Source organism: Photorhabdus khanii NC19 (assembly GCF_000517265.1).
Taxonomy (GTDB): domain Bacteria; phylum Pseudomonadota; class Gammaproteobacteria; order Enterobacterales; family Enterobacteriaceae; genus Photorhabdus; species Photorhabdus khanii.
Genome location: NZ_AYSJ01000014.1, coordinates 258,881 through 274,162 on the forward strand (window position 1 = coordinate 258,881; position 15,282 = coordinate 274,162).

Annotated in this window: 11 protein-coding genes; 9 read left to right on the forward strand and 2 right to left on the reverse strand. The window is 44.9% G+C overall.

Going from position 1 to position 15,282, the window contains the following annotated elements; translation table 11 throughout:
- Positions 1–8 precede the first annotated feature (8 nt).
- The 3 genes from PTE_RS16700 to PTE_RS16710 are packed head-to-tail and all read left to right on the forward strand — an operon-like array spanning position 9 to position 5,373.
- Positions 9–2,006, forward strand: a complete 1,998-nt coding sequence (locus PTE_RS16700) for a dehydrogenase E1 component subunit alpha/beta (RefSeq protein ID WP_051477437.1) — start codon at positions 9–11, stop codon at positions 2,004–2,006.
- Between the two features lie 9 nt (positions 2,007–2,015).
- The gene (locus PTE_RS16705) at positions 2,016–3,530 is read left to right on the forward strand and encodes a biotin/lipoyl-containing protein (RefSeq protein WP_036848981.1); all 1,515 of its coding nucleotides are present in this window, start codon (positions 2,016–2,018) and stop codon (positions 3,528–3,530) included.
- The gene (locus PTE_RS16710) at positions 3,523–5,373 is read left to right on the forward strand and encodes a type I polyketide synthase (protein ID WP_036848982.1); all 1,851 of its coding nucleotides are present in this window, start codon (positions 3,523–3,525) and stop codon (positions 5,371–5,373) included. Before PTE_RS16705 ends, PTE_RS16710 begins: the two co-directional genes overlap by 8 nt.
- Positions 5,374–5,830: 457 nt before the next feature.
- Here PTE_RS16710 and PTE_RS16715 read toward each other — a convergent pair whose 3' ends face one another.
- Entirely contained in the window at positions 5,831–6,031 is a 201-nt protein-coding gene (locus PTE_RS16715) for a hypothetical protein (protein WP_036848983.1), read from the reverse strand.
- Between the two features lie 269 nt (positions 6,032–6,300).
- Between PTE_RS16715 and flhB the strand changes: the two genes are divergently transcribed.
- The 3 genes from flhB to PTE_RS16730 all read left to right on the forward strand — a co-directional run bounded on the left by flhB (position 6,301) and on the right by PTE_RS16730 (position 10,427).
- Entirely contained in the window at positions 6,301–7,452 is a 1,152-nt protein-coding gene (flhB, locus tag PTE_RS16720) for a flagellar biosynthesis protein FlhB (protein WP_036848985.1), read from the forward strand.
- Positions 7,445–9,526, forward strand: coding sequence for a flagellar biosynthesis protein FlhA (gene flhA, locus PTE_RS16725; protein ID WP_036848987.1), 2,082 nt, complete (start codon positions 7,445–7,447; stop codon positions 9,524–9,526). The genes flhB and flhA overlap by 8 nt, the downstream gene beginning before the upstream one ends.
- A 481-nt stretch (positions 9,527–10,007) precedes the next feature.
- The gene (locus PTE_RS16730; protein WP_036848989.1) at positions 10,008–10,427 is read left to right on the forward strand and encodes a hypothetical protein; all 420 of its coding nucleotides are present in this window, start codon (positions 10,008–10,010) and stop codon (positions 10,425–10,427) included.
- A gap of 196 nt (positions 10,428–10,623) precedes the next feature.
- On the opposite strand, the gene PTE_RS16735 is transcribed toward PTE_RS16730, so the two are convergent.
- A complete protein-coding gene (locus tag PTE_RS16735) occupies positions 10,624–11,718 on the reverse strand; it encodes a Fic family protein (protein WP_036848991.1) in 1,095 nt (364 codons plus the stop codon).
- Between the two features lie 898 nt (positions 11,719–12,616).
- Here PTE_RS16735 and PTE_RS16740 point away from each other — a divergent pair.
- The 3 genes from PTE_RS16740 to PTE_RS16750 all read left to right on the forward strand — a co-directional run bounded on the left by PTE_RS16740 (position 12,617) and on the right by PTE_RS16750 (position 15,251).
- The gene (locus PTE_RS16740; RefSeq protein WP_036848992.1) at positions 12,617–13,141 is read left to right on the forward strand and encodes a hypothetical protein; all 525 of its coding nucleotides are present in this window, start codon (positions 12,617–12,619) and stop codon (positions 13,139–13,141) included.
- 100 nt (positions 13,142–13,241) lie between these two features.
- Entirely contained in the window at positions 13,242–14,810 is a 1,569-nt protein-coding gene (locus PTE_RS16745) for a Kelch repeat-containing protein (RefSeq protein ID WP_036848993.1), read from the forward strand.
- A gap of 18 nt (positions 14,811–14,828) precedes the next feature.
- On the forward strand, positions 14,829–15,251 hold the full coding sequence (locus tag PTE_RS16750) for a hypothetical protein (RefSeq protein ID WP_036848994.1): 423 nt from the start codon (positions 14,829–14,831) through the stop codon (positions 15,249–15,251).
- Positions 15,252–15,282 lie beyond the last annotated feature (31 nt).

Sequence of the window (15,282 nt, forward strand, 5' to 3'; positions counted from 1 at the left end):
AAAAGAGAGTGATAGACGTACAGATCAATGAAGTACCTCTTAAGGAACACAGCCCTTCAATGGATAATTGTCTGGATGAGCAAAAGTTACTTTATGACATGCTGCTGTCACGGGAAATTGATAATCGTAGTGCGCTAGTCACGCGACAAGGCCGTGCCTGGTTCCATGTGTCGGCTGCTGGACATGAAGGGCTGGCAGTGTTGCCGCAGCTTATGAAAAAGAATGATGTGCTGGTTCCTTACTATCGTGATCGGGCATTAGTTTTAGCGCGTGGTATGTCTACTGTTGAAATGGCAAGGGAACTGATGGGAAAGGCCACTTCTCACTCAGCCGGCCGGACCATGTCGAATCATTTTTGCGACAAAGAGAACAATATCTTCTCGGTAGTCAGCCTGACCGGAACCCAATGTATTCCCGCAGCCGGAGCTGCCTGGGCAAGTGTGTTGGACAATAAAAATGGGCTTGTCGTGTGTGGTGTCGGCGATGCAGCAACCCGGCAGGGAGAATTTTATGAAGCGGTCAGCTTTGCGGTTGAAAGGCGTTTGCCCGTAGTTTTTGTGGTTTCCGATAATAAGTTGGGTATTAGTACGTCAACGGAGGCAATGGCGCCGTATCGATTGGGAATCTTTAACGAGTGTTTAATCCGCCATGCTGATGCCCGCAGGCCGGAAACCGTGTTTCCTGTTGCACAGGAGGTGTTCAATAAGGCGCGATTTGAGCGAACTCCCTGCATCTTGGTTTGTCGTATGGATCGGTTAGATTCTCATTCCAATTCGGATTCTCACAAGTTGTACCGTTCTCAGGATGAACTGGAAGCGTTACAGGATCCTATTGAGAATTATGTTGCCTATTTAAAGGAAAAAGGGGCGCTTAATGATCAGGATTTGGCTGAACAAAAAGAGAGCATCAAATCTGATGTAGCGGAAATATTTGAGCGTGTTTATCACGAGGAAGAGCCTGATCCTGAAAGTGTAAGTACCTATTTGTGCAATCGTCAGGGGGCTCCTGTCGTACATGCTGAGATGGAAGCCGAAGAGACACAGGTTAAAGCGGTCAATCAGGTTTTGAATGAGGCGTTAAGTCAGCATCCGAATGTGCTGTTATTTGGTGAGGATATTGAGGATCCTAAAGGGGGGGTTTTTGGTTTCACCCGTGGCTTGTCCACCCGCTATCCTGATCGCGTTATTAATGCTCCTCTTTCTGAAGCCACGATTATTGGCTCATCTGTTGGGTTGTCCGCTTGTGGCTGGCGTCCGATTGTTGAACTGCAATTTATCGACTTTGTTGGGCTGGGCCTTAATCAGTTACAGTCACAACTTGGCACTTTAAGCTGGAGAACGGTGGGGAAATGGCGCTGTCCGGTGGTGATATATGCTCCTTATGGCGCTTATCTCCCAGGAGGCGGTATATGGCATAGCCAGAGCTCGGACGGTATCTTAGCGCATATTCCCGGTATTAATGTTCTTGTTCCAACGACACCTGCCGACACTATTGGATTATTCCGTACAGCATTAAGTCTGGACATGCCGAGCCTGATCCTGATCCCTAAACACCTTATGCGAGAGCGTCATGAGCGTCGGCAGGTGAGTCCGGTGCCTCTCGGCCAGGCGAATATCGTCAGGGCAGGAAAGGATATTACGCTGGTTTCCTGGGGAAATACTGTTCAACTTGCGACTATGGCTGCTCTTCAGGCGGAAAAAGACAATATTGACATTGAAGTGATTGAATTACGTAGTCTGGTACCTTGGGATAAACAACGGATTGCGGAATCTTTACGCAAAACCGGGCGGCTTATCGTTGTACAAGAAGATACCCGGACAGCCAGTGTTGGCGCATCCATTATTGCTGATCTTTTGGATGAGAATGACAATTTCTTCTCCTTACTGGCACCTCCGCGCCTGGTGACGCGTGAAGATATTCATATTCCTTTTAATCCTTGTTTAGAGAAAGCTGTTTTGCCCGGCACGGATGACATTTTGGCCTCCGTATATGCGGTAATGAGCTAAGGAGAACTTATGGCACAGTTGCTTATTCCCCCGATGGGAGAAGGAACCACTGAAGTCGTTATCACCCAGCTACTTAAGCAGGTAGGAGATCATGTCAAGCGTGATGAACCTGTTTATGAAATGGAGACGGATAAGGCCGCTTTTACCATTGAATCTGATGTTGAGGGGATCCTGGAAAAATGGCTGGCTGCGGAAAATGATATTATCCCTGTTGGGTCGCCTATTGCGGTCATCAGAGCCGTCGGTGAGTTGGCAGAACCTTCCCCTGTCAGTGAAGAGTTGACGCCTCCGCCGGTTAGCGTGGAGAAAGTGGAGGCTGTTCCTGAGGTATCTGCTCCTCCTGCACGTATTCCGCCCAAAACCCGTCAGTATGCACAAGAACACCAAATTAAGCCCCACATTCTTAATCAACTGGCGGAAAAATACGGGACATTATTGCCCAGCCATATTGATGACTACCTTAAGCACAGCGAAACTAAATTGCCAGAAAATGGCCATTCCAAAGATGACAATATTGGTTTTCTGTCAAAAGATCAGCAGCGCTTTAATCGCGCGTTACGGCTGAATAGCGGTACGGTACAACCTTGTTGGGCAGGCAAACCCCTGTCGATTGAGCTGGTTGATAACGCCATTCGTCATCTAACCGAGAACTCCGGGCAGCAAGAGTGGATAACACCGTTTCAGGTAATCACTTACGCAGTTTCTCAGGCGCTGAAAAAATTCCCAATGTTGCGTTCAAGGCTGCTGGATCAAGAGCGTTATCATACTTATACGGATATCAATCTGGGTATTGCTTTTCTGGATGAAAAAGGTGATTTGAGTTCATTAAAAGTGCCTGGCACACAGACCATGGGCTTTTTCGAGTTCAGGCAGCATCTGAATAGTGTACTTGATCCCGATGCTGAAAGAATGCCCGTCGATATAGATGTTCCCATGATGATCTCGTATACCGGCAGCGATGGTGCTACCTCGGCTGTACCGCTTATCGTGCCGCCATCTCAGTCAACATTGTTCATCGGTGCTCCGCACAACAAAGAAATGAACCTCGTTTTGGCATTCAATCACTATTTGCTGAATGGGGTAGAAGCGGCTGAATTTCTTACCGAGATTGCTGCTGAAGTTCGCGTTCTGTCCGGGCCGCAATCTGTCGCACATCAGATGGAAGGTCAATCCGGTAAACCGGTTGCTGGGCAGTTACGCACGCTCCTGGCTGACTTCCTGAATTGGGACGAGGATTTTACTGAATCAATGATGCAACGTACCTGGGCTGATTTGGGCATTGATTCGCTAAAAGCGGTAAAACTTGCGGAGCTGATGTCAGTGCGTTTTCGCCGGAAATTATCGCCCACGCTGTTCTGGCGTTATAGCTCACCGCATCGGTTGATTGAGTATCTTGACGTTTCCAGAACTGAAGTGGCCGAGAAGAAACATTCCTTAGATGACTTTATTAATGCGGTGCGTTGTCTTGATGGTGAAGCAGCATTAGGATTGCAGCGCCTCATAGAGGGAGGTAAGCATGGATAATCTGCATCACATATATCATTCACTCAGCCTGGAGGAACAGCGGATAGCTAAATCCGCCTTACTGGAACATCTAAGCTCTATGGCTCCATCAGTAAGCAGTTCAGGTGATACGAAACAGATGCCTATTGCTATTGTGGGCATGGCCTTCCGACTACCTGGCGCGGAAGATTCCCCAGAGCAAATGTGGGAGATCATAAGATCCGGACGTAGTGTAATAGAAGAGATCCCAGAGCAGCGGCTTGCGTCTGGAAAACCTTACATTATTCCGCTGCCTAAAAAAGCATTAAAAGCTGGGTTACTGAATAATATTGATGGTTTTGATGCACCATTCTTTGGTATTTCTCCGCGAGTGGCCGCCATGATGGATCCGCAGCAGAGAATGTTGTTGGAGCTGACTTGGCAAGCGATAGAAGATAGCGGTACTAATCCGCTGAGTTATTCAGGGTCAAAAACCGGTGTTTTTATTGGCTCGTGCAGTAATGATTATCGTGAACTTGTCGCGGCTGATATGGCAATGGCGAATGCTTATGCAACGACGGGAACACTGAATTGCCTGTTGGCAAACAGGTTATCATTTTATTACAACTTTGTTGGTCCCAGCTTGCAAATTGATACCGCGTGTTCAAGCGGATTAACGGCGCTGACTCAGGCGGTAAATTCATTGCGTTCTGGGGAATGTCATCAGGCGATAGTTGGCAGTATTAATTTGTTGAGCAACACATTTAACATGGCCGCATATTACCGGGCAGGAATGTTATCTAAGGATGGTTGTTGCCGAGTTTTTGACGCGGACGCGAATGGCTTTGTCCGTGGTGAAGGCGCTGTGTGTCTGTTTTTGAAAACGCAAAAACAGGCATTGGAGGATCAGGATCCTATTTATGGATACGTTCGGGCATCGGCGGTAAATCATGGTGGGCGTGCTAACTCACTGACTTCACCTAACCCTGAGCAGCAGATTGCATTAGTCAATGATTGCTTGCAACAGGCTGGCGTTGCTGCGGAGCAAATCAGTTACCTGGAGGCACACGGTACGGGAACTTCGCTGGGCGATCCCATAGAATTTAACGCGCTTAACGAAGTCTTTAACCATGATCAGTCAGGAAAAATCCGGCAACCTTGCTATATTGGCTCAGTAAAAGCCAATATTGGGCATTTAGAAGGGGCGGCGGGGTTAGCGGGTATTGTTAAAGTTTTATTGATGTTGCAGCATAAATCCATTGTGCCTTGCGCGGCATTTCAGCGTTTGAACCCTGAAATTGATAGCGCTGACACGCGCTTACAACTGGCTACAGAGGAAAGCGCCTGGCAGGTGGATGCCGGGCAAAAACGTTTTGCTGGGCTCAGCTCTTTCGGATTGGGTGGCAGTAACGCACATGTTATTTTGGAGGAGGCACCGACCAAAGTTCAGCAACAGATTAAAGCCAGTTCGGAGAGATATTATTATCCCATCGCGGCCAATAGCCAGGCATCGTTGCAAAAAATGGTGGTTATGCTGGGAGATTTTATTGAGAACGATGAAAACATCGATCTACAAGCGGTTAGCTGGACATTGCAGTTTGGCAGGGCGGCGCTATCTCATCGGGCATTGTTTGTTGCAACATCACGGCAGGATCTCCTGAACCAACTCCATGATTTTGCTTCATCTGCTGCAACCAAAGAAGATCAATGGCTTCATATGGCAGAGGACGATTCTCGATTCTTATGGTTACAAGGTCAGGATATAGATTGGCGTACCTGCTGGCCTTCCGGGCAGAAACCGTTACGTATTCGACTGCCCAAATATGCTTTTGAACATCGGCGTTACTGGTTACCTCACAATGAAACTGTGGTTGAAAAACCGTAGTTGGGGGCCTCTCTTTTCCGTATAAATTCCCTGTTGTAAAACGGGGAATTTATCAGGTCTATTAAACAACCCATTTAAAGAATGGGGAATGTTTTCTCTTCATTGAAAATTTTAAATAGCGTATTGTCGGTTGATTGGCTTTCTCTCATGCTTAATAACGTTTTAATTGTATTAACGATGATAAAAAGTCTGACGGATTAATTAACCAGAAAGGTTATAACGATTAAACTGGTATTTAAGCGTTAATAGAGAGAGAAAATAGCCTGGAAAAATAACGAAATTGATTTTGGTATGAAATTACATTAAAGGTATGAAAAAGAGGGGTGGTTTAAATCAAACTTTTTATACCGATTTTTATGATCGGTAGATTCACATAATAGGTGCAATATTGTTAATCTGTAAATAAACATGTTCGTATTCCCTTAAATAATTCATTTGGTGTTTTTTCCACCCCGTGTTAGATAAGGGGGCCCCGGCGTTTATAATCCACTTTACTGACCGCTTCTTTGCCGTTTAATAAGAATTTCACCATAAAGGCGACTGCCAGCGCTTTATCATTGCCATTGCTTAAGAAAGCAAAGGAATAACTACTGACGTTAGGGATAAAACTACGCCCAATAAGCTGATTGTGATTGCAATTAAGCAAGCGTGATTTCATTGTCTATCAGAGCCTTCACAATCAGCTCAGGAAACTGGCTTTCCTGAGTTTAGTTTCAGTGAAGCCATGCCTGCCGTCGTGGAGTGTCATGTCAAGCTGTCATGGCTTCATTGCTTTGAACCAGTCTTGTTATCCGTCTTGATCCCACAAATACCCCGTCAAATTTCTCATTGTTCCAGCCATCGAATTTTTTCTCTTTTGTCATGCTAGCAGTTATTTAATTCCATATTTTCTGACCGACAACGTTTTAGACGCTGACAAGGAAAGCCGTGGCCGAAGATAGCGATCTTGAGAAAACAGAAGAACCCACGCCCCATAAACGGGAAAAAGCCCGGAAAGAGGGGCAGATAGCCCGCTCCAGAGAGCTGAGTTCTATATTGATGCTGACCAGTGGCCTGAGTTTGCTCTGGATAAGCGGTCAATCAATTACTCATGAATTGTCGCTGATGGTGTTTGAAGGTTTTAACTTCGATCACAGCATGGTCAGCAATGATAAACAGATGGTTCAGCAGATTGGCAGGTTGCTCCGGCAAGCTGTTTGGGCTTTATTACCGGTTTTTGCTGGATTAGTGTTCGTTGCGTTAAGCGCTCCGGCGCTATTGGGTGGATTAGTATTCAGTACAAAATCCATCAAATTTGATGCGAAAAAATTGAATCCTATTTCTGGTCTGAAACGTATTTTTTCAATGAATGCGTTAGCTGAATTATTCAAAGCGTTGCTTAAAGCAGGGTTTGTCGGAATTGGCGCGGCTTTATTTCTTTGGATGAACTGGCCTGCCATGTTACGGCTGATCGCGCAACCACCGCTGTTGGCATTGGATGATGCAATGCAAATGCTGATATTTGCCGGTTATGTGGTGGTTTTCATGTTGATACCGATGGTGGCTTTCGATGTTGTTTACCAGATATACAGCCATCTGAAAAAACTGAGAATGACCCGACAGGAAATAAAGGATGAATTTAAAGAACAAGAGGGGGATCCACATGTTAAAGCGCGTATCCGTCAACAACAACGGGCGGCTGCCCGTCAGCGTATGATGGCGGATGTACCGAAAGCGGATGTGATTGTCACCAACCCAACTCACTATGCTGTCGCCCTGAAATATGATGAAAAAGCGATGAGTGCGCCAAGGGTATTGGCGAAAGGGGCGGGGATTATTGCATTGCGGATTAAAGAAATGGGTACAGAAAACCGCATTCCATTACTTGAGGCACCACCACTTGCCAGGGCGCTTTATCGCCATAGTGAAGTTGGGGGACATATCCCCGCGACACTTTACGCGGCGGTAGCGGAAGTGCTTGCCTGGGTCTACCAATTGAAACGTTGGAAACGGGAAGGCGGCTTGAAGCCGAAGAAACCTGAAAATCTGCCAGTGCCGCCAGCACTGGATTTCGCTGGAGAAAATAATCGTCATGGCTAATCTGGCCTCTATACTTCGTTTACCGAGCAATATGAAAGGTTCGCAATGGCAAATTCTTGCCGGGCCGGTATTGATCCTCATGATTTTGTCGATGATGGTCCTGCCGTTGCCGCCATTTATGCTGGATTTGCTGTTTACGTTTAACATCGCGCTATCCATTATGGTGTTGCTGGTGGCGATGTTTACCCGGCGTACTCTGGATTTTGCCGCATTTCCGACAATATTGCTGTTTTCCACTTTACTGCGTTTGTCGCTTAATGTGGCTTCAACCCGTATTATTTTATTGGAAGGGCATACTGGCTCTGCGGCGGCGGGCCACGTTGTAGAAGCATTTGGTCACTTTCTGGTTGGCGGTAATTTCGCCATCGGTATCGTGGTTTTTATTATCCTGATATTGATTAACTTTATGGTGATTACCAAAGGTGCAGGGCGTATTGCTGAAGTTGGCGCCCGTTTTGTGCTGGATGGTATGCCAGGTAAACAGATGGCGATTGACGCTGACCTGAATGCCGGATTGATCGGTGAAGAAGAAGCGAAGAAACGCCGGGCGGAAGTCACCCAGGAATCGGATTTCTATGGTTCGATGGATGGTGCCAGTAAGTTTGTGCGTGGCGATGCGATTGCTGGATTAATGATCCTGGTTATCAACGTCGTCGGTGGCTTAATTGTTGGTGTGGCTCAGCATGGCATGAGTCTGGGGGATGCGGGGGAAGTTTATACCCTGTTAACCATTGGTGATGGTCTGGTGGCGCAGTTACCTGCCCTGATTATTTCGACTGCGGCCGGTGTGATTGTTACCCGCGTGGCGACTGATCAGGATGTTGGTCAGCAGATGGTGACTCAACTGTTCAATAATCCACGGGTGTTGATGTTGAGTGCGGGGGTTCTCGGATTGTTGGGCATGGTTCCGGGAATGCCCAATTTTGTTTTCCTGCTATTTACTGCGGCATTGGCAGGTCTTGGCTGGTATCTCTATCGCCGTGCTGATGGCCCGGTGATGAATACGGAAAAACCAAAAGTAGAAGAACAACAGCAGGCATCAGAAGCTTCATGGTCTGATGTTCAGCTTGAAGATCCGCTGGGGATGGAAGTGGGATATCGCCTGATCCCGATGGTTGATTTTCGTCAGAATGGCGAATTACTGGGGCGGATCAGTGGCATTCGGAAGAAATTTGCTCAGGAGATGGGATATTTACCACCGGTGGTTCATATCCGTGACAACCTTGAACTGGCTCCGGCTGGCTACCGTATTCTAATGAAAGGGGTAGAAATTGGTCGTGGTGAAGCCCATCCGGGGCGCTGGCTGGCAATTAACCCTGGTGGTGCAGTAGGGGAATTGCAAGGTGATATCACCAAAGATCCGGCTTTTGGACTCTCTGCGGTTTGGATTGATGACAGCCTCAGAGAACAGGCGCAGGTTCAGGGTTACACAGTCGTTGCAGCCAGTACGGTTGTGGCTACCCATATGAATCATCTGTTGACGCAATATGCCAATGAGCTGTTTGGCCGTCAGGAAGCTCAACAGCTGTTTGAGCGTGTCAGTCAGGAGATGCCTAAACTGACGGAAGACTTTATTCCCGATATCGTTAGTCTGACAACACTGCATAAGGTTTTGCAAAACCTGTTGTCCGAACAGGTGCCAATTCGGGATATGCGGACAATTATTGAGACACTGGCTGAACATGCTCCGGGGCAAACTGATCCTTATGAGCTGACATCTGTGGTCAGAATCGCGCTTGGCCGGGCAATTGCTCAACAGTGGTTCCCGGGAGCGCAGGAAATCCAGGTCATCGGACTGGATGCCGGTCTTGAGCGTTTGTTAATTCAGGCGTTGCAAAATGGTGGTGGTCTGGAGCCAGGATTGGCGGATAACCTGCAACGGCAGGCAACGGAAGCACTGCAACGTCAGGAAATGCTGGGTGCTCCTCCGGTACTGTTGGTTAATCATGCATTGCGTCCGCTGTTATCGCGTTTTTTGCGAAGGACTTTACCTCAATTGGTTGTCTTATCTAACCTTGAAATCAGTGATAACCGTCAAATCCGTATGACAGCAACCATTGGTGGTAATGGATAGTTGTATCAATAAAATAATGGGCCATTTTATTCGTAAATGGCCTTTAATATTCTTTTTTAAGAAAATTGCCCGTTTTGGATAAAAGTGGGATTTTTCTTTTATCATATTTACATTTACATTTACATTTACATTTACATTTACTGCCGGAGAAATTTCTATTCACTTCGGTTTTTTCATTATTAAATAATCATCATTAATGAGCTTGGAAATAGGTTGGTAAAGAGAGTGATAATTAATTTTTTAATGTTGTTAGTTTTGATTTTAATATTATCTAAATATAAAAAACTTTCGAAACAGATCGAAAATAGAGTAAATCATACTGAGCAAGAATAATACACAACAAACTAAAGAGTCGAATGTTGAATTAAAGAATGATAATGATAAAGGAAAGATAAAAAATAACACACCAAATTTGGTGACGAAAAAATAAAATTCAGTAATATTTACCGCTCTAAACAATTCAAAAGGATGAGAGTTAAATATGTATAAAAATATGTTAAAATCCGTAACATCAAGAAAAACAGAAAACGGACCTCAATTAAAAGGAAATGAGAACACATATGATACATCAATATTAAAAGGCAGCCCTGTAGGACGAAATGATATTGGAAATTCAGCACCACTACCCGCTCAGGCAGAAGTTTTTCAAAAAGTTGTCGACGAAAAAATAGAAAGCTTTAAAACAAAGGGAAATCCAATATCAATTGTTGTCTGGCGTAATAACCAGACAGGGCTTACCCACATATTGGATGGTCAGCATCGATTTATTGCTGCATGCATACTTGGAGTACCCGTTAATTTGACATGGAAAAAATTCGGTATACCACCTAATCAGATAGACTGGAGTAGTACAAGATTCTCAAATGGAATACCAGCCAAGACCAGGATATTTGGAAAATAATTGATTAAGTTAGTTTAATGTGTATTAGGCGTGACTTGATCTGACACAGGACCTTGAAAGATTGAGAGTTACCGGTTTTGATATAGATGTTGAAATCTTAAACAAAATGTGAGGTAACTCTCATGCTTCATCGTGGTGAGCGGCACTTGATTAATATTCTTTATGTTTAATTGCGGTTATATCATCCCGGATAAATTCAAATATAATTGAGAATGTAACGGGTGCTACGACCGCCAGCTCCGGTGTTTTCTAAACAGCCTAGCTTAACCAAATGTGCCAAATGCCTTGTTGCCGTGGGGCGACTTACTTTTGCCACTTTTTGATATTGGCTGCTGTTAATACCCTGCTCAAAATCACCGTCCAGCATACGATTTAATACCTTTGCCTGCTCTTTAGTCAATTGGGTCTGATCTATCCGCCGCCAAAATTTAGCTTTTAACACAATTCGATTAATTTCTTTCAGTTTGTTTATTAAGGTTTCATTCAGTATTTTCAGAAACCAAACTATCCAGGCGGTAATATCCAAGCTGCCTCTCTGAGTGCTTTCAAGGATTTCGTAATACATCTTACGATGCTCACAAATACTGACTGACATTGCGTAGAAACGGATTGAACGGTTTTCGGCTTGGGCGAGTGCAAGGTCTGTCAAAAATCGGGTCACGCGCCCGTTTCCGTCTTCTAAGGGGTGGATTGTCACAAACCATAAATGAGCAATTGCCGCCCTAATGATGGGATCGAGGCTGGCATCTGTTCGGGATTTATTGAACCATTTTATGAATTGAAGTACTTCGGCGACGACTCTTTCCGGTGGTGGCGCTTCAAGGTGAACAGTCGGCTTATCCAGACGACCGGATACTACTTCTATCACCCCTTCGCGTAACTGACCTCCCTGTATCGGATTGAACAGGATATATCCTGCGGGGAACATCAACTGATGCCACCTGAGGATACGCTCAAGGGTCAGCTCGGAGTCACTGTTTTCTATCACATCAAGGGCGACCTCGGTAATGCCGTCAGTTCTTTCTGTTGTTGGATAAGGTTTCTCTTCTGTGATACCCAACCTGTTCGCTAATGACGAGCGTACAGAAGCTGCGTTTAATCGCTCGCCTTCAATTTCGCTGGAATAGATTATGTTGGATAGCAGGCTATCTAGCGTTGCTTGCTTGGCGTCTTCATACTCAGATTTGCCTAATAACAATCCTTGGTTGAACTGCACGTCTCGTAGTAATGGCGCAATAACGTCGGCATTCCAATGGAATTCAGGCCAATTCTGTTGTTTCCATATCCACATTGATTTCACCTATGAGTTAAATAAGACCTCTATTCTACTCACTAAATGAGGCGAATGTTAATTTTATTTGACTCATTTACAGTTTTTTAAGGCAATAAAGGTCTTATTGACCTTGATGGAGGGTTGGGCGGGATCTCACTTATCCCTTCTTTATTGCGTTATTTCTATGGTTTTCTGTGTAAAATAATCGGGAGAAAGCACTTGAGTGTGATGCTGTCCTTTAAAAAGAGTATTTATTGAGTTAAATCCACCTTTTATATAAAAGCTTTAAACACTTCTTTTTATCTTTATTGATTAAAGTTTTTACCTGTTTTTTCATAATGCGTTTGTCCATTTTTCCAGGTTTTAAAACCACGCTGACAGACAAAAAACGGTTTTTTTAACTGCTGTTTTATCACTTTCAGATTCTGAATTATTTAATGTGGATAATTATGATTTTGATATTATTTAAATATATTCGCAATTTTCCTTAATGATTTAAATGGCGTGTTTTTATTTTTTAAAAATCAAATGATTATGTGTAAATAATGTTATTTTAGTGTGTTATCGGTTATTTTGTGTTTTTTCAATAAATTTTTTAATGAATTGATTTAAATCTAATTAAATTTATGGCTATTGCGATAATCGTGGTGAGGAGGATATTATTTAAGTGATATTTTATAAAAAAAAGCTGTTAATTTTTTATTAAATAACTGGCAAAAATTCACTTTTCCGCAATGCTTAATTATATCAGGTCGTGCCTCACAAAAAACCAGTGACATAGTCAAGTTAAATATTAAATAAGTGTTATCGGGAACATATTTTTCGATGGCGGTAGCGTACCTGAGGCAATAAGAAAAGTTAAATCGTTTCAAATCCGCAGGGTAACTAAGAACGGGTTTCTGATGAGGAAAACATTATGTCCATTGAACCACCGCTATATCAGGAAGGTATTGTCGTGATACATGTTGCTACGCCCGATGATTTGGTGAAATTTGCCGATCAAGCCCTCTTCTGGAATAAAGAAACCTATGAGCAGATGAAAATTGCAGAGGTACTGTTTACGCCAGCAGGAGAAACGCCACCTGGTCTGGGGATTAAACATGTCGCTACACCCGATGATTTGGCGAAGTTTGTCGATGAAGAATACTACTGGAATGGGAAAACCTACGAACAGATGGAAGCTGTAAAGGTGTTGTTTATACCAGCGGAAAAAATACGCGGTGTAGGGATTAAACATGTTGCCACACCCGATGATTTGGCGAAGTTTGCCGATGAAGAACTCTTCTGGAGTAAGAAAGACTACGAGCAGCTAAAAGCCGCAGAGGTGCTGTTTGTACCAAGAGAGGAAATGCCCGGTTCGGGGGTTAAACGTATTGCCACGCCGGATGATTCGGCAAAGTTTACCGATAAAGCGGCTAATTGGAATAAAGAGAAACATTAAGAGAGGGATAAAGCCGGAATATTGTTTATCCCGAAAGTAAAAGAATAAAACAGAGTGTGACAACGTTAACTTATCTGCCATTCTGCATTGGAGGTATTAAATGGCTCACAACAAGACATCTACATCCAGCGAGAATAATCTGTTGAATAAAGAGGAGGTTAAATCCTGGTTTAAATTATATTCCCTGCCGAAAAGTGAAAATTATACTCAATTGGTGCAAATAGCGGCAGAAGGTCGGCGTTTAGCCGGGCTGGATCCTGCTCAGCCCGATAATAATCCAGGAGCAGGATTGAATCGGGATCTGGATGAGGTGAATTTACTCTTAGTGAATCCCGGTGAAGGGGTGCATATCGGAGAAGACCGTGAAATTGCTGTCAATATTGATAAGAGCAGCGGTTTACAGTTCATTAATGGCGAATTGGGATTACGCCCCGACTTTAAATTGTCGCTGGAATTGTTTGAGAGTTTTACGCAGGAACAACAAAGAGAACTTTACCGTTGGCTGATTCATGCTGGGGAGATGGCAGCGAGTAAGGTGCAGTTGCCCGCGTTTGACTTGCCGGCCAACGCTAACAATAAAAACCTTGGCGCTGTTGTCAGTGTCAGCGGCGATGGGAAAACTATCGCGCTTAGTGGGGCAGAGGCTAAGGAACCTGTATATCTATTTTCTTATACCGATAACGGTTGGCGGCAGCAATTCGCTGATTACGTTAGTGGTTATGGCGGCAGAGCGCTAAGTTTGAATCGAAATGGTAATGTTCTCGCGGTGGGTATTGATAACCGAAACAGTGATGGTGGGCATGGTTCAGTGTTCGTTTATCACAGATTGGCAAATGGCACGTGGGAAAAATCGGCCAAACTTTGGCTTAGTGAGGCGAACGTTCAGCAGCATTTCGGTTGTTCTGTGAGCCTGAGCGCGGATGGCTCACTATTAGCGGTAGGCTCTTATGGCTGGAGATCGGGTTTATTGACTAACTGCGGCGCAGTGTATCTTTATCAGTATGACGGGAAGAAATGGTCACAGCTTGGTGAGCGTCTGACCTTAGCTTCTCCGGCACAGGGCGATATGTTTGGCGGCAAACTGAGCTTGAGTGCGGATGGTTCAACCTTGGCAGTGGCGGCAACGGGGCGTAATGGTAATGGTGAAGTGACGATATTTCATCGTCACGGGGAATACTGGCAGCCGCAACCGCCACTCAATTCGCTGACTTCTCCTTCACTCGACAGCAATGACGGCTTTGGTGCCAGTCTCAGCTTAAGCGATAGCGGCGATATTCTGGCGGTGGGATGCCCGGGAGAGAAGAACAATGTTGGTGCGGTCTATTTGTACCAGCGTCATCGTAATGGATGGCAAGTTATAGGGATACTGAGAGAAGCGGTGACTGCCGGGGAAAGGTTTGGCAGCGAGTTGTCTCTGAGTAGTGACGGCCAGATACTGGTGGTGTCAACACCTGTTGGTAAAAATGACACAGGTGTGCAAACCGGTGCGGTATGGTGGTTTAGCTATCAGGATGAACAATGGATTATGCAGGGCAAATTACTGGAGCTGGATGGGGAATTAAACCATAAATTTGGTGCCGGCGTTTGTCTCAGTGGTGATGGCAATACGTTGGCGATTGGTGCCAGTGGCTGGAAGAGTGGAGAAGGGAAAGTTTACCTTTACGACTAGCTAAATGAGGAAAAAACGATGGCGAAAGAGATAACAGATGAAACGGTTAGCCAGCTTAGTACCCACTTCGCCCCTGGAAAGATCCCGACTGAGGCGGCATTTTATTCACTGATTGATTGGGCCACGTTGTGGCGACAGCTTTTTGGTTGGCAGGATGGTGATCAAGCTTATCATCCGGGAATTGGGTTGCAGGTTATCGACAACCGTTTGGCAGTTAAGACTGGTGATGGCATTGCGTTGGAACCGAAGGGGCTTGCGTTAAGGCTACAGCCCAATGGGGGATTGATGTTGGATAAATCTGGGGCGTTGTCAGTGGATGGTACTGTAGCGGTTTCAGCACAAGCTTTTAAATTGCTTCCTGAGGAGACGAGGGAACAAATTGCCAAGTTGTTATTGAATGCTGAGACAGAAGGCAGAAAACAGCGAACAGAAAACAGATGACGGTGACTGTCTAATACGGCTTTTGAGGAAA